Here is a 21,434-nt window from a genome sequence, read left to right on the forward strand (position 1 = left end):
CTTGAGTCGTCGGGTCCGTTACGCGGCGGCGAGTTCGGCGGCCTTGTCGGCGCCCTCGTCCATGGTCGCGGCGAGCGTGATGAGCGGGTTGGCGGCGGCCTGCAGGATCGCGCGGCCCTCCTCCACCTTGTTGCCGTCCAGGCGGACGACGAGCGGCTTGGTCGCGGTGTCGCCGAGGATCTCGAGCGCCTGCAGGATGCCGTTGGCGACGGCGTCGCACGCGGTGATGCCGCCGAAGACGTTGACGAAGACGCTCTTGACCTGCTCGTCGCCGAGGATCACGTCGAGGCCGTTCGCCATGACCTGGGCGGACGCTCCGCCGCCGATGTCGAGGAAGTTGGCGGGCTTGACGCCGCCGTGGCGCTCGCCCGCGTAGGCGACCACGTCGAGGGTCGACATGACGAGTCCCGCGCCGTTGCCGATGATGCCGACCTCGCCGTCGAGCTTCACGTAGTTGAGGTCGTTCTCCTTGGCCTTCGCCTCGAGCGGGTCGGCGGCGTCCTTGTCCTCGAGCGCGGCGTGCTCGGGGTGGCGGAAGCCGGCGTTCTCGTCGAGCGAGACCTTGCCGTCGAGCGCGACGATGTCGCCCTCCTCGGTGAGGACGAGCGGGTTCACCTCGACGAGGGTCGCGTCCTCGCCGGTGTAGACGTCGTACAGCTTCACGAGGACCGGGGCGACCTTGCCGATCAGCTCCTCGGGGAACTTCGCCGCGCGGGCGATCTCCTCGGCCTTGGCGAGGTCGATGCCCTGGCCGGCGACGACCTCGACGCGCGCGAGCGCCTCGGGGCGCTCGACGGCGAGCTGCTCGATCTCCATCCCGCCCTCGTAGGAGGTGAGCGAGAGGTAGGAGCGGTTCGCCCGGTCCAGCAGCACCGAGAAGTAGAACTCCTGCGCGATGCGGGCGCCGCCGGCGACCATGACGCGCTTGACGACGTGGCCCTTGATGTCGAGGCCGAGGATCGACTTCGCGGCCTCCTCGGCGTCGTCGGCGGTCTTGGCGACCTTGACTCCGCCGGCCTTGCCGCGTCCGCCGATCTTCACCTGCGCCTTGACGACGGTCACGCCGCCGAGCTTCTCGGCCGCGGCGCGCACCTCCTCGGGCGTGTCGGCGACGATGCCGGGGAGCACGGGGACGCCGTACTTCTCGAACAGATCACGGGCCTGGTATTCGAAGAGATCCACGCTGCATTCCCATTCCGCGCCGAGCGCGCTTGCGTTTCGAGTCCGATGCGGCCCGTCTGCGCCGGAGTCTCGGCACAGTCCTGGGCCGCGACAACTCTACTCCGCACGCACGGAGCGCTTCCTTCGCCGCGTAGCGTGGTCGCATGCCCCTGCTCCGTCGCCGCTCCCGAGTGCAGCGCGACGTGTTCCGCGAGGGCGTCTTCCTGATCGCCGGCGCCCGGGCGATCCTGCTGCAGATCGCGCACCCCGCGGTCGGCGCCGGCGTGGCCGAGCACTCCGACTTCGTGCACCGGGCGCTCGGACGCCTGCACGGCACCCTCTCCTACCTCTACGCGCTGCACTACGGCTCCCCCGACGACGTCCGCGCGGTGCGCCGCCGGGTGAACCGGGCGCACGGCCCGGTCCGGGGCCCCGGCTACAGCGCCTTCGATCCCGAGCTGCAGCGCTGGGTCGCCGCGACCCTCACGCAGTCGATGCTGCAGCTCTACGAGGGCGCGTTCGGGCCGATGACCAGGGAGCAGGCGGACGACCTGGTCGACCGCTCGCGCGTGGTCGGCACCTCCCTGCAGATGACGGACGCGGCGTGGCCCGCCGACCGCGCAGCCTTCGACGCCTACTGGGACGAGCAGGTGGAGCGCCTGCACGTCACGCCCGAGGCGCGCCGCGTCGCGCACGACCTCCTCGGCGGAGCGATCGCCGCGTGGTACCTGCGTCCGCTCGGCCCCTACCTGCGGCTGATCACCGCAGGGCTCCTCCCGCCGGCGCTGCGGGAGCCGTTCGGCTTCCGCTGGAGCGAGCGGCAGCAACGGCGCTTCGACCGGGCGCTCGGACTCACCTTCGCCGTCTACCGCAGGCTCCCGACGGCGGTGCGGACGTCTCCGAGCCGGTTTTACCTGGCGCAGGTGCGCCGGGAGTCCTCCCCCTAGAACCCTGCCGTGATGCTCCAGCCGGCGTAGGCGGCGAGCTCGAGACCCAGCGCCTGCGCGGCGGCCTGCGCCTCCTCGACGCCCCGCTCGTCGCGCACGTCGACGGCGATCGGCACGCTGTCGCCGAAGCCCGCGACCGAGACCCGGGCGCTCGTCGGTCCGCTGTAGAGAGGGACGTGCGCGTCGGCGGTGCGCACCCCGACGACCCTCGACCCGGTCGCCTCCGCGATGATCGCGAGGGCGAACGGAGCCGTCGCGATCGCATCCGTGTACAGGGTCGCCTCGCCTCGCATCTCACGACCCTACGGCGGAGCACGGATCCGCCTCCAGCACTCCCGCCGGCGCCCCCGGTGGAGGAGAATGCGGCTCGGAGCAGCACTCGATGAGGAGGCGCAGCATGGACGCGGTCGTGGTCGGAGTCAGCGGATCGGATCGGAGCACGGACGCCCTGCGCTGGGCGCTCGACTACGCGCGGGGGCATCGCCTGCCCGCGGAGCTCGTGAGCGTCGTCGAACCGGCGCGCGGCCGGATCGCCGAGGCGGCGGCGGAGCAGCGCCGCGCGGCGGGCGCGGTGCTCGAGGAGGCGCGGGCCCTCGCCGAGCGGGAGTACGCCGGGGTGCCGGTGCGGGTGAGGCTGCTCGACGGCGATCCCGTGCACGTGCTCGCCGAGGCGGCGCCCGCCGGCGCCCTGCTGGTGCTCGGGGCGCATCCGCTCTCCCGTCGCGGACTCTCGGTGGCCGCACCGGTCGCCGTCCGGGTGGCGGCCGCCTCGCGGTCGGCGGTGGCGCTGATCCCGGGCCCGGCGGATCCGGGGCGCAGCGGAGTCGCGGTCGGCGTCGACGGATCCGAGGTCTCCCTCGAGGCGATCACGCTCGCGGCGAAGGAGGCCGACCGGCTCGGCGAGCCCCTGCTCGCTCTGCACGCCTGGCAGCTGCCGGGCGCCTGGGCCGACTCCGTCCCGGTCGAGCGGCGGGTGATCGACGCGATCGAGGAGGACGAGGACCTCGTCCTCTCCGAGTCCCTGGCGGGCCTCGGCGATGCGTGCCCGGATCTCGAGATCCGCCATCTGCTCGTGCGCGGCAACCCCGTCGAGAAGCTGAGCGGCATCGCCGCCCAGACGCGGCTGCTGGTCGTCGGCAGCCACGGACGCGGGGCGTTCCTGCGGCTGCTGCTCGGCTCGGTCAGCCACAGTCTCGCGCTGACCGTGCCCGGCCCCCTCGTGATCCTCCGCCATCGCGCTCTGACGCGCTGAGCATCCGGTGGGATCCCTTGAACGGGGCACGCGCCGGTCCTACCGTGAACCACCCGGCATCCGCCGCGGCTGTCGACGACGACGGGAGCGCACATGAGCATCGCCGAACCACGACCTGCGGAGGCTCCCGCGGCCCCGCCCGCCTCGACCGGGACCGGCACCCTCTCGGTCGCCGCGATCCTGGCGGAGGCGGCGCGACGGACGCCGACCACGATCGCGATCCGGGTGGGTCCGCTCGCCCTCGACTACGCCACCCTCTGGGACCAGACCCGGGCCTACGCCGGAGCCCTCCGCGCCCACGGGATCGGGCCCGGCGATCGCGTCGCGCTGCTCGTGCCCAACGTGCCCGACTTCCCGCGGGGCTACTTCGCCGTCCTCGCGCTGGGGGCGGTGGTCGTGCCGGTGCACGCCCTGCTCAAGCACGACGAGATCGCGTACGTGCTGCGCGACTCCGGCGCCTCGGCGCTGATCTGCGCCGCACCGCTGCTGCCCGAGGGAGCGGCCGGGGCCGCCCTCGTCGACGTCCCCGTGCTCAGCGTGATGGTGCCGGACGGCACCGCGTCGCCGTTCCCGCGCCTCGAGGATCTGGCCGCGGAGGCCGCCCCGATCGACGGCTACGTCCCGCGCGACCCCTCCGACACCGCGACGATCCTCTACACGAGCGGCACGACGGGCCGTCCGAAGGGAGCGGAGGGGACGCACTTCGCGATCGTGTCGCAGTCGGACGTGCTGCTGATGAACACCTTCGACCTGCACCGCGGGGACGTCGTGCTCGGCGCGCTGCCCCTGTTCCACACCTTCGGGCAGGTCTGCGCCATGAACACGGCCTTCCGCACGGCGGCGACGGTGGTGCTGGTGCCGAAGTTCGACGGCGACGCCGCTCTCGAGGCGATGATCGCGCACGAGTGCACGGTGTTCGAGGGCGTGCCGACCATGTACGTGGCGCTGCTCGACGCCGCGACCAGGCGACCCGACCGCCCGCCGCTGCGCTACGCGGTCTCCGGAGGAGCGTCGTTGCCGCTCGCGGTCATCGAGCGGTTCCGCGAGGTGTTCGGCGTCGAGATCTACGAGGCTACGGGCTCACCGAGACCTCGCCCGTCGCCACCTTCAACCACGTGGGCGTCGCGCCGCGGGCCGGCACCGTCGGCACTCCGATCTGGGGCGTCGAGGTCGAGGTCGCCCGGCCGGAGGTCGCGGACAGGATCGAGCTGCTCCCCCGCGGCGAGCTCGGCGAGATCGTCGTCCGCGGCCACAACCTCATGAAGGGCTACCTGGGCAACGCGGCGGCGAGCGCCGAGGCCGTCGTGGACGGCTGGTTCCGCACCGGCGATCTCGGCACGAAGGACGACGAGGACTACGTCCGCATCCTGGACCGCACGAAGGACATGATCATCCGCAACGGCTACAACGTGTACCCGCGCGAGGTGGAGGAGGTGCTGATCGGCCACCCCTCCGTCGCGAACGCGGCGGTCTTCGGAGTGGCGGACGAGAAGCACGGGCAGGAGATCGTCGCCGCCGTGGTCCTCGCGCCGTCGGCCGAGGTCGGGGCCGACGAGCTGATCGCCTTCGCGAACGAGCACCTCGCCGCCTTCAAGTTCCCCCGCCGCATCGAGTTCGTCGACGCTCTGCCGCTGGGCCCGAGCGGGAAGGTGCTGAAGCGCGAGCTGGTCGCCCGCTACTCCTGACCGCGCCGGGAGATGCCACTCCGTCACGCCCCTCGCGGCGTGTCTCGTACCGCAGTGGCATCTCGCAGCAGGGAACCGTCAGCCGGGCAGCGACCAGACCACGGAGGCGATCGCCGCGCCGGTCGCCGCGCCCGCCACGACCTGCGCGGGGGTGTGCGCGCCGAGCCGCACGCGCGACCAGCCGGTCCAGAGCAGGACGGGCGCCGACAGGAGCAGCGACCACGGTCCGTAGGCGATCAGCACCACGACGGCGCAGGTCGCGACGACCGCGGCATGGCCGGACAGCTTCCACGCGAGGTTGACCACTCCGACCGCCACGACGACCGCGACGGTGACGAGGCCGAAGGTGGTCACGGCGGCGGGAGCCCCGAGTGCCGCGAGCAGCACGAGGCCGACCACGATCGACACGAGCGCCAGGGCGATCGGCAGAGCGCGCTCGCGTCGCTCCGGGACGTGGTGATCACCCGTGATCCGCCCGGCGCGCAGCAGCAGCCGGACCGCGAGGTACGGCAGGACGCCGACGAACAGCGCAGCGAGCGCACCCCACCCCACGCCCAGGAGGGGAGGATCGGCGACCCGCGCCCCGACCGCGATCGGCACGACGACCGCGAGCACCGCCGGCGAGAAGGCCTCGGTCGCGAACCGCGCCGCGGCCTCGCTCCGGGACCCGTGCCCGAGCGGCCTCACGGGGCCGCGCGCCTCACAGCTTCTCGATCGGAGCGACCTTGATCAGCAGCTTCTTCGCGCCGACCTGGTCGAACAGCACGTGCGCGACGCGCTTGGAGCCCTCGCCGGTGACCGCGTTCACCCGGCCCTCGCCGAAGTCGGTGTGCCGGATGCGGTCGCCCGCGATCAGCTCGAGGTCGCCGTTGTCGCGGACCATCCCGGTGATGCGGTTGGGGAACTCGGCCTTGGCCTTCGGCGCCGCGGCGAGCGCCTCGCGGAACTCGGAGTTCGAGCGGGAGCGGCCGAAGCCGGGGCGCTGCGCGTTCAGGGCGCGCGGCTGGGTGCCTCCGCGCGACGTCGCCGCGCCGGGCGACTGCCGCCACTGGATCAGCTCACCGGGGATCTCCTGGAGGAAGCGGCTCGGCATGGCCACCGACGTCTCGCCGTACTGGGCGCGCGTCATCGCCAGCGAGAGGTAGAGCCGCTTGCGCGCGCGGGTGATACCGACGTAGAACAGCCGCCGCTCCTCGGCCGGACCGCCCGGCTCGTTCGCCGAGATGCGGTGCGGGAGGAGGTCCTCCTCGATCCCGGTGAGGAACACGGCGTCGTACTCGAGGCCCTTCGCGGTGTGGAGGGTCATCAGCGAGACGGTGCCGGAGTCGTCCTCGAGGTCGTCCGCTGCGGCGACGAGCGACACCTCGGTGAGGAAGTCGACCAGGCCGCCGTCGGGGTTGTTGCGGGCGAACTCCTTCGTCACGGCGATGAGCTCGTCGACGTTCTCGGCGCGCGCCTCGTCCTGCGGATCGCGGCTCGCCCGCAGCATGTCGAGGTAGCCGCTGCGCGTCAGGAGCGCCGTGAGCACCTCGTGCACCTTGGCCTCGCCCTCGGGGCGGCCGGGGTCGAGCATCATCGCGCACTCGTCGAGCAGCGTCGCGAGGTCGACGATCGCCTTCGTGACCTTCGGCCCCATCCCGAGCGACCCGGCGTTCCGCATCGACTCGCGGAGGGTGACCCCGTTGGTGTCGGCGAACGACTGCAGCTGCGCCTCCGTCGCCGGGCCGATGCCGCGCTTGGGGGTGTTCATGATGCGCCGCAGCGCCAGCACGTCGGCCGGGTTCGCGACCGTGATGAGGTACGCGAGCGCGTCCTTGATCTCGGCGCGCTCGTAGAACTTCGTGCCGCCGAGGATCCGGTACGGCAGCGCCGAGCGGATGAAGATCTCCTCCAGCGCACGGGTCTGCGCGTTGGTGCGGTAGAAGACGGCGATCTCGTCGTACCCCGTGCCGGCCGCGTGCAGCCGCGCGATCTCGTCGACGACGAACTGGGCTTCATCGTGCCCGGAGTAGCCCGTGTAGCCGATGATCTTCTCGCCGTCGCCGCTGGAGGACCAGAGGTTCTTGGCGCGTCGGTCGAAGTTGTTCGAGATGACCGCGTTGGCGGCCGACAGGATGTTCTGGGTCGAGCGGTAGTTCTGCTCGAGCAGGATCACCCGGCAGCCGGGGAAGTCGCGCTCGAACTCGACGATGTTGCGGATGTCCGCGCCGCGGAACGCGTAGATCGACTGGTCGGAGTCGCCGACCACCGTCAGCGAGGCGCCGGGGATCGACCCGTCGGCCGTGACCGGGCCGCGGTACGGACGGTCGAACTGCGCGGCGTCGATCGTGGCCCGCGGCACCGGCCGGGTCAGCTCGTGGATCAGCGAGTACTGGGCGTGGTTCGTGTCCTGGTACTCGTCGACGAGCACGTGGCGGAAGCGCCGCTGGTACTTGGCCGCGACGTGCGGGAAGGCGCGGAAGAGGTAGACCGTCTGGGCGATGAGATCGTCGAAGTCGAACGCGTTCGCGCTCTCGAGAGCCCGCGAGTAGGCGCGGAAGACCTGGAGGAACATCTCCTCGTTCGGATCGCTCAGGTTCGCGGTGCGCGCGTACGAGTCGACATCGGCGAGCTCGTTCTTGAGCTTCGAGATCTTCGAGGAGGCGCTGGCGACGGTGATGCCGAGCGAGTCGGCCTCGAGGTCCTTCACGATCCGCTTGAGCAGCGCTCGCTGATCGCCGGAGTCGTAGATGGTGAAGGAGGAGGTCATGCCGAAGTTCTCGGCCTCGCGCCGCAGGATCCGCACGCAGGCGGAGTGGAAGGTCGAGATCCACATCCCCTCGGCGCTCTGCCCGACGAGCTTCTCTACGCGCTCGCGCATCTCGGCCGCCGCCTTGTTGGTGAACGTGATCGCGAGGATCTGGCTCGGCCACGCCTCGCCGTTGCCGAGCAGGCTCGCGATGCGGCGGGTCAGCACGCTGGTCTTGCCCGAGCCGGCGCCCGCGACGATCAGGAGCGCGTCACCGCGGTACTCGACCGCCTCGCGCTGCTGCGGGTTGAGCCCCGCGACGAGCTGCTCGTGCGCCGGATCGCTGAAGGAGGCGCCGTCGCGGCCGGGTGCGGCGAGGACGACCGGGGTGGCTCGGGAATCGCTCGGATCGAAGAGGAAGCTCATGTCCCTCCGAGTGTAGATCGACCCTCCGACACCCGGGGCCGGGTCAGACCGCCCGGGGGCGGGCCGTCGACGCCGTCAGCGAACCGCCCACGTCCAGCCCGCGCCAGGCGAGCGAGAAGCCCACGAGGGCGATCGTCGAGGTCGACACCGCGAGCAGCTGCTGCAGCGCGAACGCCGTGAGGTCCTTGGTGTCGTCGGGGTAGTACTGGATGCCCTGCACCGCGAGTCCTGCGAGGACCACCACCACGACCGCGGAGCAGACGACCAGCAGCCGGTTCACCCCTCGGCGCGTGCTGCGGCGCGGCGCCCGGCCCAGCTGCGCCCGCGTCGAGAGCCAGGCGCAGGCGAGCGAGGCGGAGGTGAGCGCCACGAGGTCCGCGCCCAGCACGTCGCTCGCGCGGTGCCAGGACGCCGCCATGGTGAGGTTGCCGACCATGATCACGACCGCGCCGCCCAGCAGCAGGACGACCGTGCGCCCGCGCGCCGGCAGCACCATCGCCAGCGCGAAGACGACCGAGACCGCGGCGGCCGTGTGCCCGCTCGGGAAGCTGCCCGCGGTGTACCACGCGTCGGTCTCGACGAGGAGCGGCCGCTCGAGGACGACGTTCTTCAGCAGCTGGGTGAGTCCGGCCGTCAGCACGATCGAGCCGACGGAGGCGATGGCCAGGGCGGGGCGCCGGCGCAGCAGCGCGATCGAGGCGGCCAGGAGCGCTCCCGCGATCATCGACACCGGTGTGACGTCGGCCAGCGCACCGGCGGCCGCGCCCGTCGCGCGTCCGAAGACGAGGTCGGCCCCGCGGAGCCCGGAGTTCTCGGCCGCCTGGCCCTGCGGCGTCAGCACCGCGATCCAGTAGACGAGGGCGACCCCGAGAGCGGCGAGCACGGCGGAGGTGATCCAGCGGCGGGTGATGCGGGCGCGGGTCGACACGGGGCTCCTCCTCTCGATGCGGGGCGATCGGCGGGGGTCGACCGCCGGGGTCCGATGATGGCAGTCGACGCTCCCGGTTCCCTCCATCCGCGCCGCGAGGTCGTGGATCAGGCCCCGGCGGCCGCGATCTCGAGCGCCAGGTCGGGATGGTCGGCGAACACCCCGTCCAGGCCCGTCGCCAGGATCATCCGGAACTCGTCCTGCCACGCGCCGAACGCGGCCGGGTCCTTGCCCCTCCGGTGCGCCTTCTCGAGGAACCGGTTCTCCGGGCGGAGCGTCCAGCAGTAGACCTCGAGACCGACGGCGTGCGCGTGGGCGACCAGGTCGTTGGGGCCGACCGCGCGCCCGGCCGAGTCGCGGGCGAAGAGCATCCGCTTGTCGACGCTCACCCCGTCCACGGTGCAGGAGAGGCCCCGGAGGCCCTGCGGAGTGACGAAGTCGGCGTAGGGGGTCGCATGCGCGCCGTGCGCGGCCACGAGGTCGGGAGCGGTGCCGGCGGCCTCGATCAGGAACACCCGCTTCGCCCCGACGCCGCGCACGCCGAGCCGCTCGAGCACCGTCTTCTCGAAGCTCTCGATGGTCAGGCGCGGATCCCGCGGCCCCCAGCCGGCGGCGGCGAGCTCCTGCTCCAGCAGCACGTCCAGCGGCAGGCCGATCGAGTCGAAGTAGTCGGCGTGCTTGATCTCGGCGACGAGGCCGGGAGGCGCGCCGGCCGAGTCCTCGCCCGCCCGGTCGAGGAGCGCGAGCAGATCCGAGAAGCGCAGGAGCGGGAACTGGCCGTCGAACGTGGCACTGGACGGACGGACGGCGGGCACCCGCTCCCGCGCCCGCAGCTCGGAGAGCTCGGCCCAGGTGAAGTCCTCGGTGAACCAGCCGGTGACGTCCTTCCCCTCGATCCGCTTCGTAGTGCGGCGGTCGGCGAATACGGGCCGGCGCTCGATGTCGGTGGTGCCCGAGATCTCGTTCTCGTGCCGCAGGACCAGCACGCCGTCGCGGGTGGCGACCAGATCCGGCTCGACGGCGTCGGCTCCGAGCGCGATCGCGAGGTCGTAGGCGGAGCGGGTGTGCTCGGGACGGTATCCGCTGGCACCGCGGTGGCCGATGACGAGCGGTCGGAGTCGGTCGGGCATGCCGCGATCCTACGGGCGAGGACTCGGTCTCCTCGTGGGGAATAGCCAGACTCTGAGAGCTGTTCTCAGATACTGTGGAACACATCGTCGGAGTCCTCTCGGAGGACCCGGCGGCACCACAGCATCCCGACCACACCGCGACTCAGCTCCGTTGATCCACCGGACACCAGCGCACCTGAGAGAAGAGGAACCATGGCAAGCAGCAATCCGGCCTTCGGGCGTCCGGAGTTCAGCAACCGCGGCTACGCCGGCCGCGTGCAGGACCTCCCCGACGTCTCGTCCGACACGCTGGACCAGATGTACAACCGTCCGGCCGCGAGCTCGCTCGAGACCGACCGGATGACCGTCGAGGACACCCTCGCGAAGACGGCGCTCGCGTTCGTCGTGCTCCTGGCGGGCGCGGCCGTGGGCTGGTTCGTGCCGGGGCTCATCCTCCCCGCCGTCCTCATCGCGCTGGTCCTGGGCATCGTCAACGCCTTCAAGAAGGTCCCGAGCCCCGCCCTGATCCTCGCTACGCCCTCACCCAGGGTGTCGCGGTCGGTGGCATCTCGCGCTTCTTCGAGACGGCGTACGAGGGAGCGGTCGTCCAGGCTCTCCTCGCGACCGTCATCGTGATCGGCGTCACCCTGGCGCTGTTCATGAACGGCAAGATCCGCACCTCGCCGAAGCTGAACAAGATCTTCTTCATCGGCATGATCAGCTACGCGGTGTTCTCGCTCGTGAACCTCGGCCTCGGCCTCTTCGGCGTCGGCGGCGGGTTCGGTCTGCGCACCGGATTCGTCGGCATCGTGATCGGCCTCATCGCCATCGCGCTGGCGACCTACTCGCTCGTGATGGACTTCGAGTTCATCCAGCAGGGCGTGCGCAACCGCGCCCCGCGCATCTACGGTTGGACGGGCGCCTACGGCGTCCTCGTCACCGTCGTCTGGATGTACCTCGAGATCCTGCGACTCGTCGCGATCTTCCGCGAGTAGTCACGGCACCACGTCCGCACGGGCGCTCGACCTCCGGGTCGGGCGCCCGTCGTCGTTCCGGCGGTGATCCAGGCGCGCCTGGCACCATGGAGTCGTGACCGCCTCCTCCCCCGCCCGGATCGTCGGCCTCGACGTCGCGCGGGGGCTCGCCGTGCTCGGCATGTTCGCCGCCCACCTGGCCCCCAGCGGCCGCGAGATGCCGTGGGACGGGCGCAGCTCCGTCCTGTTCGCCGTCCTCGCCGGCGTCTCGATCGGCCTCATGACCGGCGGCGCGGGGAGGTCGACCCGGCCCTGGCTCGACACGGCCTCGATCCTCCTGCGCGGTCTGTACCTGCTCGCGATCGGCGTCGCGCTCAGCCTGCTCGGGACGCCGGTCGCGGTGATCCTGTCGCACTACGGGCTGATGTTCTTCGTGGCCGCGCTGCTGCTCTTCCTGCCGAGAGCGCTCCTCGCCGCGCTCGTGGCGGTCTTCGCCGTCGTCGGGCCGATCGTCGTCGACGAGCTCGTCCTCCGCGGCACCCCGTGGCTGGCGCTGCTCACGCCCGACCAGGCGCTGATCGCCCGGCAGCCCCTCACCTGGCTGACGCAGTACTACCCCGTGCCGTCGTGGCTCGCCTACGTCGTCCTCGGACTCCTCGTCGCCCGATGCGACGTCCGCTCGGCGACCACCCAGCGCTGGCTGGTGATCGGCGGCGCGGTCTCGGCGCTGGTGGGCTACGGCGGAGGGATGCTCCGCGGCGGCCCCGAGACGGTCGAGGCCCACGCGAGCACCACGGCCGAGCTGCTCGGCGCCGGCGGAGTCGCCGCGATCGCGATCGGCTTCCTGACCGCGCTGGGGCAGCGCTCGGGTGTGTTCCGCCGCCTCGCCGCACCCCTCGAGGCCGTCGGGGCGATGCCGCTCACGATCTACTCGCTGCAGCTCGTCCTCCTCGCCCTCTACCTCATCCCCTACGAGCCGTTCGACTTCGACGCCTGGCGCGGCTGGGACATCCTGCTGTACTTCGCCCTCGGCTCGATCGCCTTCGCGATGCTCTGGCGCCAGTACATCGGTCAGGGCCCGCTCGAGTGGCTCCTGGCGCGGGCGTCGCTGCGCCCGACGTCCCGGTCCCGCGTCCGGGCCCTGGGCTAGGGTGGGCCGATGATCACGCGACGCGAAGCCGCTCAGCGCCTCGACATCCCCGTCGAGATGGCGGCCCGCCACGGTCTCGCCGCCCGCCTCACGGAGGAGGAGTTCGCCGCCTTGGAGCAGGACCCGCCGCCGTGGCTGGTCCAGTCCCGCGAGAACCGCACCGGCAAGCGCCCGGTCTGGGTCACCCTCGACTGCACCGTCTGCGGCCGCTCCGAGGCCGCGCGCCCCAAGAAGTGGTGGCCCGACTTCACCTTCCTCGTCTGCGAGGACCACTCCCCTGATGAGTGGCCGCACCACCCCGACGGTCACCGCCGCGACGAGTACGACGGCATCGGCACCCGCTTCGTCGGCGTCGTCGACAGCCCCGCCTGACCCCGCCCGGAAACGCCGAACGGGCCCCCTGAGGGGCCCGTCCACCGCTGTCCCGCCGCGGGTCTCCGCGCGGTCAGCTGCAAGGCGGAGGAGGAAGCGGTACTGGAAGTACCGCGCCCGACGACAACGCCGCGGATGGCCGTGCGGAGACCCGCGGCGTCACTCCCATTCGATCGTGCCCGGGGGCTTCGACGTGACGTCGAGCACGACGCGGTTGACTCCTGCGACCTCGTTGGTGATGCGGTTCGAGATCCGCGCCAGCAGGTCGTAGGGCAGGCGCGTCCAGTCGGCGGTCATCGCGTCCTCGGAGGAGACCGGCCGCAGGACGATCGGGTGGCCGTAGGTGCGGCCGTCGCCCTGGACGCCGACGGAGCGGACGTCGGCGAGGAGCACGACCGGGCACTGCCAGATCTCGGAGTCGAGGCCGGCGGCGGTCAGCTCGGCGCGGACGATGGCGTCGGCCTCCTGGAGCAGGTCGAGCCGCTCCTGGGTGACCTCGCCGACGATGCGGATGCCGAGGCCGGGGCCGGGGAACGGCTGGCGGCCGACGATGACCTCGGGCAGGCCGAGCTCGCGGCCGATGGCGCGGACCTCGTCCTTGAAGAGGGTGCGCAGCGGCTCGACCAGCGTGAACTGCAGGTCCTCCGGCAGCCCGCCGACGTTGTGGTGCGACTTGATGTTCGCGGTGCCGGTGCCGCCGCCCGACTCGACCACATCGGGGTAGAGGGTGCCCTGCACGAGGAAGTCGATCGAGGCGCCCTCGCCCTGCGCCTCCAGGACGAGCGCCTCGGCGGCCGCCTCGAAGGTGCGGATGAACTCGCGCCCGATGATCTTGCGCTTCTGCTCCGGGTCGCTGACGCCGGCCAGTGCGTCGAGGAACTGCTCGCGGACGTCGACGGTCACCAGGCGGACGCCCGTCGCGGCGACGTAGTCCTCCTCGACCTGGCGGCGCTCGTCCTTGCGGAGGAGTCCGTGGTCGACGAAGACGCAGGTCAGCTGGTCGCCGACGGCGCGGTGCACGATCGCCGCGGCGACGGCCGAGTCCACTCCTCCGGAGAGGCCGCAGATGACGCGGCCGGAGCCGACCTGCGCGCGGATCAGGGCGACCTGGTCCTCGATCACGTTCGAGGAGTTCCAGTCGTTCGGGATGCCGGCGGCGCGGTGCAGGAAGTTCTCGATGACCGCCTGCCCGTGGGTGGAGTGCTTCACCTCGGGGTGCCACTGCACGCCGTAGAGGCGGCGCGCGTCGCTCCCGAACGCGGCGACGGGGGTCGAGGTGGTCGACGCGAGGACGTCGAACCCCTCCGGCGCCTTCGCGACCGAGTCGCCGTGGCTCATCCACACGGTCTGGTCGGCCGGCTGCTCGCCGAGCAGCACGCCACCGTCGGTCGAGATCGCGGCGTCGGTCGCTCCGTACTCGCGGAGGCCGGTGTTCGCGACCTCGCCGCCGAGCGCCTTGGCCATCACCTGGAAGCCGTAGCAGATGCCCAGGACGGGCACGCCGAGGTCGAAGATCGCGGGGTCGAGCTGCGGGGCGCCCTCCTCGTACACGCTGGAGGGGCCGCCCGAGAGGATGATGCCGACGGGCGACTTCGCGGCGATCTCGGCCGCGGTGACGTTCGAGGGCACGATCTCGGAGTAGACGTTCGCCTCGCGGACGCGGCGCGCGATCAGCTGCGCGTACTGCGCGCCGAAGTCGACGACGAGCACCGGCTGGGAGGCCAGCTGCGGGGTCGAGTGGGCGCTGGACTGCTCGCTAATGAGGGGCCTCCACGGAGTCGGTCGGGGCTTTCGGATCGGTGCCGGCGGTGCGGCGCGCGAGGTACTGCTCGACCTCGCGCGCGATGCGCCCCTCGACGAAGAAGGAGAGCGTCGGGATCACGCCGCCGAGCGCGATGAGCACGAAGCGGCTGAAGGGCCAGCGCATCAGGCTCCACAGGCGGAAGTCGGCGAAGAGGTACACGACGTAGAACCAGCCGTGGGCGATCAGGATGCCGGTCGAGAGGTTCGCGCCGGTGCCGCTGGACTCGAACTCGCCGCCCGGCACCTCGTACATCGGCGCGAGGTTCAGCACGCCCTGCTGCCCGAAGGCGAAGAGCTCGAGGTGGAAGACGTACTTCAGCAGCATCTCGGCGCACAGCAGCAGGAGCATCACGCCCGTGATGATCGAGGTCACCCGGTAGAAGCGCAGAGCGCTCCGGATCGCAGGGAACTGCGCGGGCTTGGGCTCGAGGGGCATGGGGTCCAGTTTACGGTGCGGCGGAGGGGGCGGGGGCGCGGCCCTGCTGCTCCGCCTCGAGCGCCTCCTCGACCTCGCGCTCCCACGCGTCGCGGACGAGGCGGTACCAGAGGTAGAGCGCGAAACCGGCGAAGACCACCCACTCGATCGCGTAGAAGACGTTCAGCCAGTTCAGCGAGAGATCCTGCTGACGGGCGGGCGAGTCGATCGCCTCGAGCCCGGCGAGCGGCTCGTCCGCGACGATGTAGCCCTGGTAGACGTCGGCCGGAGGGTCGGGCCAGCGGTTGATGAGCGCGGGGATCGAGAGCGCGGTGAGGGTCAGCGGATCCGCGCCCTCCTCCGGGGCCTCGGCCGCCTCGTTCGCGACCAGCCGGCCCGTGTACGAGGCCGGAGGGACCTCGTCGCCGGAGTTCAGGCGCTCGGCGACCGCGCGCGCCTCGCCCTCGTCGCGGTCCAGCCGTAGGCGACGACGAGGTCGGCGGTGCTCGTGCGGGTCCGGGCGAAGACCCACCAGCCGGGCTCGCCGGCGTTGAGGCGCCCGCCGATCACCTCGGCGCCGCCGGGGACGAGCGCCGACTCGGCCTCGACCCGCTGGCCGTCGGCCGTCGCGGTGATCGGGGCGGACGGAGCAGCCACGGTGTCGAGCGGGACGATCGTCTCGGAGACGCCCCCGTCGGGCTCGGCGGCGTCGATCGCGCGGCCGACCTGCCACTGGCCGAGGGCGGCGAAGAGACCGGCGATCACGAGTGCGAGCACCAGCGCGCCGATCCAGCGCGGGCGCCGGGCGACCTGCCAGACGGTGCTCTGCGTCATGCGCTCCTCGTTCGTGCGGGATCACGGGGGCCCACCGGGGCCGCCGGTGGACCCGACGAGCCTAGCCCGTGAGCGTGAGAGGTCCCCGGGATCAGTAGTCGGGCTCGACGGGCCTGCGCGGGCGCCGGTCCTCCGCGCCGTCCGACTGCTGCATCGCCTGGTCGATCAGCGCCTGGCGCATCGGATCCGGGAACTCGCCGTCGAGCTCGTCGTGCTCGCGCTCCCGGCGGATCGGGGCGTCGACGGGCTCGGCGAGCGCGGAGTCGGTCCGCGCGGGATCGGTCCGCGTCGGCCCGGTCCGGGTCGCCTCCGGAGCGTCGGCCATCGCGGCCTCGACGAGCGCGAACTCCTCCTCCTCGAGCGCACCCCGCTTCGCCGAGGCCCGGGTCGGCCGGTGCCGCCGCTCCGACAGGAACTGCCCGATGCTCTCGGACCGCGACGCGAGGATGGGGCCGACGATCGCCATGATCAGCACGTACAGACCGGCGAACGGCTGGATCCGGTCGTCGAGCCCCGCCGACAGCGACAGGGTCGCCAGGATCAGCGCGAACTCGCCGCGGTTGTGCAGGATGAACGCCGCGTTCAGTCCCGCCCGCGGCCCGAGCTTGTTGAGCCAGGCCACGAACTGACCGGCGCCGAGGTTCAGGACGATGGTCATGACGGCCGCCGCGAGGACCGGGACGACCACCTCGGGGAACGCGCTCGGATCCAGGCCCAGACCGAAGTTGACGAAGAAGAAGGCCCCGAACACGTCGCGGAGCGGGATGGCGATGTGCTCGACCCGAGCGCGGTAGCGGGTGGCGCCGATCACGAGGCCGATGAGGAACGCGCCGATCGCGTCCGTCACTCCGAGGATCTCGCCGATGCCGCCGAACAGCAGCGCCAGACCGAAGAACAGGATCGTGAAGAGCTCGTCGTCGCGCGTGCGGAACAGGCGGGACACCACCCGCCCGCCCCACCGGGCGATCGAGAACATCACCACCAGGAACGCGAACGCGATGAGCAGCTTCAGGATCACGGGCCACGGCTCGGTCTCGCCCGAGAGCACGACCGACACGATGGCCAGGTAGATCGCGATGAAGATGTCCTCGACCACCGTCACTCCGAGGATCATCGGAGTCTCGGGGTTGGCGAGGCGCTTGAGCTCGATCAGGAGCTTGGTCACGATCGCGCTCGAGCTCGTCGCCGTGATGCCGGCGACGATGAGCGCCTCCTGGCTGCCCCAGCCGAGCAGGAAGCCGAAGCCGAGACCGACGGCCATGTTCACGCCGATGTAGGTGCCGCCCGACAGGATCAGGCGGCCCGCGTTGCCGAAGAACTCGTCCTGATCGAACTCCAGCCCCAGGTTGAACAGCAGCAGGATCAGTCCGAAGACGGCCGTCAGCTCGATGTAGGTGGACTCGAAGTCGAGGGGGAACCAGTGGAAGTTCGGGCTCGCGAGCAGCCCCACGACCATGTAGATGGGGATCGCCGGGAGGCCGATCGTCCGGCCGAGACGGCCGAGCACGTAGGCGACGACGAACAGGATCCCGAGGACGATGAGGTCTTCACCGTGGTGCATCCTCAGGCTCCGGGCGCGTCGGCCGTCTTGTGGAACGCTCCCGTGCGGAAGAAGGCGAACGCCTTGGCGACCTTCTCGGGGCTGCCGGCGACCACCAGGGTGTCGCCCGGGAAGACGCGGAAGTCGGGCGCGGGCGCCGGGTTCGCGGCGTCCCCGCGCACGACCGCGACGACCGTCAGGCCGACGATGCCGCGGTCGGCGGGCTTGCCGAGCTGCTGCCCGGCGATGTGGTCGTCGTAGTCGACGGTGAACCAGTCGATCGAGAGGCCGGGGATCTGATCCAGCGCGGTGAGCGATTCGGTGATCTGCGTGCCGCCGAGCAGCTCGGCGAGGGTGTGCGCCTCGTCGTCGCTCAGGCGCAGGGAGACCTTCGCGCCGTCCTGGTCGCCCTCGGCGAAAGTGATGAGGTCGCTGTGGCCGGAGCGGTGCGCGATGACGCCGACCTTGCCGCCGTCGGCGGTGAGGAACGTGTGCAGCACTCCGACACCGGGCAGCTTGACCCTGCGGACCTCGACCATGCGTGCTCCATCCGCGCCCTGCGGCGCTCCTGACTCGGGATGCCTCCAGTTTAGGCGCGCCCGCTCCGCTCCCTCCCTCCGTTCGCCCCCGGGGGAACGTCGAGACGTCCTGGTGTCGTCGAGACGTCCACGTACAACTGGACGCCTCGACGGGAACAGGACGTCTCGCTCTCCACAGGGGGTGCGGACGGTCTCCACAGAGCGGCAGGACGGGACGTCCGGCCACGCGCTGGGATGGCAGGGTCGCCGGATGAGCAGGATGGAGTTGTACGGAGGCGACGCGTGCGCGCGGTCGAACGAGTTCGTCCGCCTCAGGAGAGGCGTCCACGTCCGCGCGCAGGAGTGGACCGCCGCGTCCGTCGACCGCCGATACCGAGCGCGCATCGACGCTGTGGCGGCGACGTGGACGGCTCCGTTCTTCCTCCGGGAGTCCGCCGCGGCGATCTGGGGGCTGCCGCTGGTCGAGCCGCTGGGCGAGACGGTCCATGTCGCAGCATCGCCCTCCGTGGGAAGTCGGCGACGCAACGGCATCGCCGAGCACGGGAGCGTGGAGGATCCGGAGCCTGTCGTCCTCGAGGGCTTCGCGGTCTCAGGACTCGCCCGGACCGTCCTCGATCTGTGCCGGTACTCCTCCTTCCGACGCGCGGTCACTGCCGCGGATCACGCGCTGCGCATGCGCGACCGCGACGGCGCGATCCTCCTCGAGCGATCTGAGCTCGAGGGGCGTGTGACCGACCTCCCCCCTCGCGCGCGCGGCCGCGCGGCAGCCGCCCGGGCGGTGGCCTTCGCCGACCCTCTCGCCGAGACTCCGCTGGAGTCGATCAGCCGCGTCGCTCTTCAGAGGGCGGGGCTGCCTGCACCCGTACTGCAGCGAGCGTTCCACGACGGGGACGGTCTCGCCGGAGAGGTCGACTTCTCCCTCGAGGGCACGGACGTCATCGGGGAGGCCGACGGCGCGCACAAGAACACCGATCCGCGCTTCCTGCGCGGGCGCACCCCCGAGCAGGCCCTGCTCGACGAGAAGCGCCGCGAGGACCGACTCCGCCTCCTGGTGAAGGGCTTCGTCCGCTGGGGCTGGCGCGAGGCCTACACCGAACGCCCCCTGATCACTCTCCTCGCCCGGGCCGGAGTTGGCCCGGACGAGACGTCCTCGAAGCGTCGAGACAGCCCGTTGCTGCAGGACGTCTCGACGCTGCGTGGACGTCTCGACTGAGGAGGCACCTGCCGGACGGGTCAGCTGGGCTGGTAGGGGGCGACGACGACCTCGACGCGCTGGAACTCCTTGAGGTCGGAGTAGCCGGTGGTCGCCATGGAGCGGCGGAGCGCGCCGATGAGGTTGGCGGTGCCGTCCGCACCGGTCGCGGGACCGTAGAGGACCTGCTCGAGGGTGCCGACCGTGCCGACCTGCACGCGGCGGCCGCGCGGGAGCTGCGCGTGGTGCGCCTCCTGGCCCCAGTGCCAGCCGCCGCCGGGGGCGTCGGTCGCGCGGGCGAGCGCGGAGCCGAGCATGACGGCGTCGGCGCCGACCGCGACGGCCTTCACGATGTCGCCGGAGGTGCCGAGGCCGCCGTCCGCGATCACGTGCACGTAGCGTCCGCCCGACTCGTCGAGGTAGTCGCGGCGAGCGCCGGCGACGTCGGCCACCGCGGTGGCCATGGGCGCCTGGATGCCGAGGGTCGCGCGGGTCGTCGACGCCGCTCCCCCGCCGAAGCCGACGAGCACGCCGGCGGCCCCCGTGCGCATGAGGTGCAGCGCCGCGGTGTAGGTCGAGGCTCCGCCGACGATGACGGGGACATCGAGCTCGTAGATGAACTTCTTCAGGTTCAGCGGCTCGGTGCCGCGCGAGACGTGCTCGGCCGAGACGGTGGTGCCGCGGATGACGAAGAGGTCGACGCCCGCATCGACGACCGTCTGGTACAGCTCGGCCGTGCGCTGCGGCGAGAGCGCTCCGGCGACGGTCACGCCCGCCGCACGGATCTCTGCCAGGCGCGCGGTCACGAGCTCGGGCTTGATCGGCTCGGAGTAGATCTCCTGCATGCGCTCGGTCGCCCGCTCGGCGGGGAGCTCGCGGATCTCGGCGAGCAGCGGCTCCGGGTCCTCGTAGCGCGTCCACAGGCCCTCGAGGTCGAGCACTCCGAGCGCGCCGAGGCGTCCGAGTGTGATCGCCGTCGCCGGCGACACCACGGAGTCCATCGGAGCCGCCAGGATCGGCGTCCGGAACCGGTACGCGTCGATCGTCCAGTCGACCGAGACCACCTCGGGATCGCGGGTGCGGCGGCTGGGCACGACCGCGATGTCGTCGAAGGCGTACGCGCGGCGAGCGCGCTTGGCGCGCCCGATCTCGATCTCAGTCACCGTGCCACTTTAGCCGGGCGCGCTCCTCCCGGACGGCGCCGCCGTCAGCGTCCGAGCGCGAGGCGGGTCGCGGTCTGAGCGGCGCCGGCCTCGCTCTTCAGGCGGCGGAGGAGCCGGTCGAGAGCGGCGGTGTCGGCGAATCGGACCCGGAGCAGGTAGTCGAAGGGACCCGTCACGTGGACGGCGTCGTGGATCGCCGCCACGGTCGCCGTCCACGCGAGGAAGGCCTCCGAGTCCGCGTCGGCCGCGAGCCGGACGTCGATGAACGCCTCCAGCCCCGTCCCGGGGTCCGGCGCGTCGGCCGAGAGCAGAACGCGGTAGCCGAGGATCACCCCCGCCACCTCGAGTCGGCGCACGCGAGCGGCGACGGCGTTCGTGCTCAGCCCGACCTCGCGGCCGATCGAGGCGAACGACGCCCGCGCATTCGTCTGCAGCGCGCCGATGATCGTCTCGTCGAGGGCGTCCATGCCGCCCAGTGTGCCGTGCAGCGGGACGATCGGCGACCGCGGGCGCGAGGGGCCCCGATGCTCTCCCCATGGACCTCCTCACCGCCGCCCTGACCGGCGCGCTCGTCGGACTCGGCCTGGCCGTGCCTCTCGGCGCGATCGGCGTGCTCCTCGTGACGGAGGGCGCTGAGCGAGGCGTCCGTGCCGCCCTCCCCGCCGCCGCGGCCGTCGCCAGCGTCGATCTCGCCTACTGCGTCGCGGCGCTCACCGTCGGCGCGGCGCTCGCCCCCACCCTGATCGTCTTGAGCCCCTGGCCCTCGATCGCCGGCGGCCTCCTCCTGATCACCCTCGGTGCCCGTGGCCTCCACCGGCACCTGCGACGCTCTCCCCGGGTCGCCGCCGCGCCCCTCGGACCCCACCGTTTCGCCCTCTTCGCCAGCCTGACCGCCGTCAACCCGGCGACCCTGCTCTACTTCCTCGCCACGATCACCGGGCACCCAGCCCTCGTGACCACTTCGGCGCCCACGACCGCTGCATTCGCCCTCTCGGCCGCCACCGCCTCGCTCGCCTGGAACACCGCTCTCACCGCGATCGGCGCCCTCCTCCGCCGCACCGCCGGCCCAGTCCTCCGGGCGGCCCTCCCCCTCGCCGGCCACTCCCTCGTCGCCGCCCTCGGCACCGCCTGATCCTGCAAGCGCTCCCGACCCCCTGAGGGCGCAGCCGCGGCGGGCCCCGCCCGTTTGCGCTGCCCCCCCTCCCGGCGCAGCGCG

At 72.0% G+C, this 21,434-nt stretch carries 20 protein-coding genes and 2 pseudogenes; 8 read left to right on the forward strand and 14 right to left on the reverse strand.

Annotated features, from left to right (window positions below; genetic code table 11):
- Positions 1-18: 18 nt before the first annotated feature.
- Positions 19-1,182: an ADP-forming succinate--CoA ligase subunit beta gene (gene sucC, locus B0T42_RS11535; RefSeq protein ID WP_055787504.1), complete on the reverse strand. Its 1,164-nt coding sequence runs from the start codon at positions 1,180-1,182 to the stop codon at positions 19-21.
- Positions 1,183-1,325: 143 nt separating this feature from the next.
- Between sucC and B0T42_RS11540 the strand changes: the two genes are divergently transcribed.
- A complete protein-coding gene (locus tag B0T42_RS11540) occupies positions 1,326-2,108 on the forward strand; it encodes an oxygenase MpaB family protein (RefSeq protein WP_077223274.1) in 783 nt (260 codons plus the stop codon).
- Here B0T42_RS11540 and B0T42_RS11545 read toward each other — a convergent pair.
- Positions 2,105-2,401, reverse strand: coding sequence for a hypothetical protein (locus B0T42_RS11545; RefSeq protein WP_077223275.1), 297 nt, complete (start codon positions 2,399-2,401; stop codon positions 2,105-2,107). The two genes, B0T42_RS11540 and B0T42_RS11545, sit on opposite strands and share 4 nt — an antisense overlap.
- 104 nt (positions 2,402-2,505) lie before the next feature.
- On the opposite strand from B0T42_RS11545, the gene B0T42_RS11550 reads away from it, so the two are divergent.
- A complete protein-coding gene (locus tag B0T42_RS11550) occupies positions 2,506-3,360 on the forward strand; it encodes a universal stress protein (RefSeq protein WP_158078108.1) in 855 nt (284 codons plus the stop codon).
- A gap of 93 nt (positions 3,361-3,453) precedes the next feature.
- Positions 3,454-5,045 (forward strand): annotated as a pseudogene (locus B0T42_RS11555) (long-chain-fatty-acid--CoA ligase).
- 78 nt (positions 5,046-5,123) lie between these two features.
- On the opposite strand, the gene B0T42_RS11560 reads toward B0T42_RS11555, so the two are convergent.
- The 4 genes from B0T42_RS11560 to B0T42_RS11575 form a co-directional block, all read right to left on the reverse strand.
- Positions 5,124-5,732: a phosphatase PAP2 family protein gene (locus B0T42_RS11560; protein ID WP_077223277.1), complete on the reverse strand. Its 609-nt coding sequence runs from the start codon at positions 5,730-5,732 to the stop codon at positions 5,124-5,126.
- 13 nt (positions 5,733-5,745) lie between these two features.
- Entirely contained in the window at positions 5,746-8,199 is a 2,454-nt protein-coding gene (locus tag B0T42_RS11565; RefSeq protein WP_077223278.1) for an ATP-dependent helicase, read from the reverse strand.
- Positions 8,200-8,242: 43 nt separating this feature from the next.
- On the reverse strand, positions 8,243-9,127 hold the full coding sequence (locus B0T42_RS11570; RefSeq protein WP_077223279.1) for a phosphatase PAP2 family protein: 885 nt from the start codon (positions 9,125-9,127) through the stop codon (positions 8,243-8,245).
- 107 nt (positions 9,128-9,234) lie between these two features.
- On the reverse strand, positions 9,235-10,257 hold the full coding sequence (locus B0T42_RS11575; protein ID WP_077223280.1) for a glycerophosphodiester phosphodiesterase family protein: 1,023 nt from the start codon (positions 10,255-10,257) through the stop codon (positions 9,235-9,237).
- A 192-nt stretch (positions 10,258-10,449) separates the two neighbouring features.
- Here B0T42_RS11575 and B0T42_RS11580 point away from each other — a divergent pair.
- From B0T42_RS11580 to B0T42_RS11590, 3 genes and pseudogenes are all read left to right on the forward strand, one after another.
- Positions 10,450-11,231, forward strand: a pseudogene (locus tag B0T42_RS11580) (Bax inhibitor-1/YccA family protein).
- Between the two features lie 94 nt (positions 11,232-11,325).
- The gene (locus B0T42_RS11585) at positions 11,326-12,360 is read left to right on the forward strand and encodes a DUF418 domain-containing protein (protein WP_077223281.1); all 1,035 of its coding nucleotides are present in this window, start codon (positions 11,326-11,328) and stop codon (positions 12,358-12,360) included.
- A 9-nt stretch (positions 12,361-12,369) separates the two neighbouring features.
- Positions 12,370-12,732: a DUF5997 family protein gene (locus tag B0T42_RS11590; RefSeq protein WP_077223282.1), complete on the forward strand. Its 363-nt coding sequence runs from the start codon at positions 12,370-12,372 to the stop codon at positions 12,730-12,732.
- 159 nt (positions 12,733-12,891) lie between these two features.
- Here the strand turns inward: B0T42_RS11590 and guaA are convergent, their stop codons facing one another.
- From guaA to B0T42_RS11620, 6 genes are all read right to left on the reverse strand, one after another.
- Positions 12,892-14,457, reverse strand: coding sequence for a glutamine-hydrolyzing GMP synthase (gene guaA / locus B0T42_RS11595; RefSeq protein ID WP_094742748.1), 1,566 nt, complete (start codon positions 14,455-14,457; stop codon positions 12,892-12,894).
- Between the two features lie 31 nt (positions 14,458-14,488).
- Positions 14,489-14,971 carry a DUF3817 domain-containing protein gene (locus B0T42_RS11600; protein ID WP_077223284.1) on the reverse strand — a complete coding sequence of 161 codons (483 nt, stop codon included), beginning with the start codon at positions 14,969-14,971 and terminating at the stop codon, positions 14,489-14,491.
- 10 nt (positions 14,972-14,981) lie between these two features.
- Positions 14,982-15,482, reverse strand: a complete 501-nt coding sequence (locus tag B0T42_RS11605) for a hypothetical protein (protein WP_077223285.1) — start codon at positions 15,480-15,482, stop codon at positions 14,982-14,984.
- Positions 15,383-15,784, reverse strand: coding sequence for an SURF1 family cytochrome oxidase biogenesis protein (locus B0T42_RS11610; protein ID WP_077223286.1), 402 nt, complete (start codon positions 15,782-15,784; stop codon positions 15,383-15,385). The genes B0T42_RS11605 and B0T42_RS11610 overlap by 100 nt, the downstream gene beginning before the upstream one ends.
- 91 nt (positions 15,785-15,875) lie before the next feature.
- On the reverse strand, positions 15,876-17,345 hold the full coding sequence (locus B0T42_RS11615; protein WP_077223287.1) for a cation:proton antiporter: 1,470 nt from the start codon (positions 17,343-17,345) through the stop codon (positions 15,876-15,878).
- A gap of 2 nt (positions 17,346-17,347) precedes the next feature.
- The gene (locus B0T42_RS11620; protein ID WP_055787452.1) at positions 17,348-17,863 is read right to left on the reverse strand and encodes a cation:proton antiporter regulatory subunit; all 516 of its coding nucleotides are present in this window, start codon (positions 17,861-17,863) and stop codon (positions 17,348-17,350) included.
- Between the two features lie 259 nt (positions 17,864-18,122).
- Between B0T42_RS11620 and B0T42_RS11625 the strand changes: the two genes are divergently transcribed.
- Positions 18,123-19,076, forward strand: coding sequence for a hypothetical protein (locus B0T42_RS11625; RefSeq protein WP_139344493.1), 954 nt, complete (start codon positions 18,123-18,125; stop codon positions 19,074-19,076).
- A 20-nt stretch (positions 19,077-19,096) separates the two neighbouring features.
- Here the strand turns inward: B0T42_RS11625 and B0T42_RS11630 are convergent, their stop codons facing one another.
- Both B0T42_RS11630 and B0T42_RS11635 read right to left on the reverse strand, forming a co-directional pair.
- Positions 19,097-20,218, reverse strand: coding sequence for a GuaB3 family IMP dehydrogenase-related protein (locus tag B0T42_RS11630; protein ID WP_077223289.1), 1,122 nt, complete (start codon positions 20,216-20,218; stop codon positions 19,097-19,099).
- A 44-nt stretch (positions 20,219-20,262) separates the two neighbouring features.
- Complete coding sequence (locus tag B0T42_RS11635; RefSeq protein ID WP_077223290.1) at positions 20,263-20,685, reverse strand: Lrp/AsnC family transcriptional regulator; 423 nt, start codon at positions 20,683-20,685, stop codon at positions 20,263-20,265.
- A 68-nt stretch (positions 20,686-20,753) separates the two neighbouring features.
- On the opposite strand from B0T42_RS11635, the gene B0T42_RS11640 reads away from it, so the two are divergent.
- On the forward strand, positions 20,754-21,350 hold the full coding sequence (locus tag B0T42_RS11640; RefSeq protein WP_077223291.1) for a LysE family transporter: 597 nt from the start codon (positions 20,754-20,756) through the stop codon (positions 21,348-21,350).
- Positions 21,351-21,434 lie beyond the last annotated feature (84 nt).

Source organism: Rathayibacter rhapontici, from assembly GCF_001995175.1.
Taxonomy (GTDB): Bacteria; Actinomycetota; Actinomycetes; order Actinomycetales; family Microbacteriaceae; genus Rathayibacter.

What these genes read in the sequence shown, in the direction of transcription:
- B0T42_RS11540 (WP_077223274.1), top strand. Translation starts at nt 1,326, where the DNA reads ATGCCCCTGCTCCGTCGCCGCTCCCGAGTGCAGCGCGACGTGTTCCGC.
- B0T42_RS11545 (WP_077223275.1), bottom strand. Translation starts at nt 2,401, where the DNA reads ATGCGAGGCGAGGCGACCCTGTACACGGATGCGATCGCGACGGCTCCG.
- B0T42_RS11550 (WP_158078108.1), top strand. Translation starts at nt 2,506, where the DNA reads ATGGACGCGGTCGTGGTCGGAGTCAGCGGATCGGATCGGAGCACGGAC.
- B0T42_RS11565 (WP_077223278.1), bottom strand. Translation starts at nt 8,199, where the DNA reads ATGAGCTTCCTCTTCGATCCGAGCGATTCCCGAGCCACCCCGGTCGTC.
- B0T42_RS11575 (WP_077223280.1), bottom strand. Translation starts at nt 10,257, where the DNA reads ATGCCCGACCGACTCCGACCGCTCGTCATCGGCCACCGCGGTGCCAGC.
- B0T42_RS11590 (WP_077223282.1), top strand. Translation starts at nt 12,370, where the DNA reads ATGATCACGCGACGCGAAGCCGCTCAGCGCCTCGACATCCCCGTCGAG.
- B0T42_RS11600 (WP_077223284.1), bottom strand. Translation starts at nt 14,971, where the DNA reads ATGCCCCTCGAGCCCAAGCCCGCGCAGTTCCCTGCGATCCGGAGCGCT.
- B0T42_RS11610 (WP_077223286.1), bottom strand. Translation starts at nt 15,784, where the DNA reads ATGACGCAGAGCACCGTCTGGCAGGTCGCCCGGCGCCCGCGCTGGATC.
- B0T42_RS11615 (WP_077223287.1), bottom strand. Translation starts at nt 17,345, where the DNA reads ATGCACCACGGTGAAGACCTCATCGTCCTCGGGATCCTGTTCGTCGTC.
- B0T42_RS11620 (WP_055787452.1), bottom strand. Translation starts at nt 17,863, where the DNA reads ATGGTCGAGGTCCGCAGGGTCAAGCTGCCCGGTGTCGGAGTGCTGCAC.
- B0T42_RS11625 (WP_139344493.1), top strand. Translation starts at nt 18,123, where the DNA reads ATGGAGTTGTACGGAGGCGACGCGTGCGCGCGGTCGAACGAGTTCGTC.
- B0T42_RS11635 (WP_077223290.1), bottom strand. Translation starts at nt 20,685, where the DNA reads ATGGACGCCCTCGACGAGACGATCATCGGCGCGCTGCAGACGAATGCG.
- B0T42_RS11640 (WP_077223291.1), top strand. Translation starts at nt 20,754, where the DNA reads ATGGACCTCCTCACCGCCGCCCTGACCGGCGCGCTCGTCGGACTCGGC.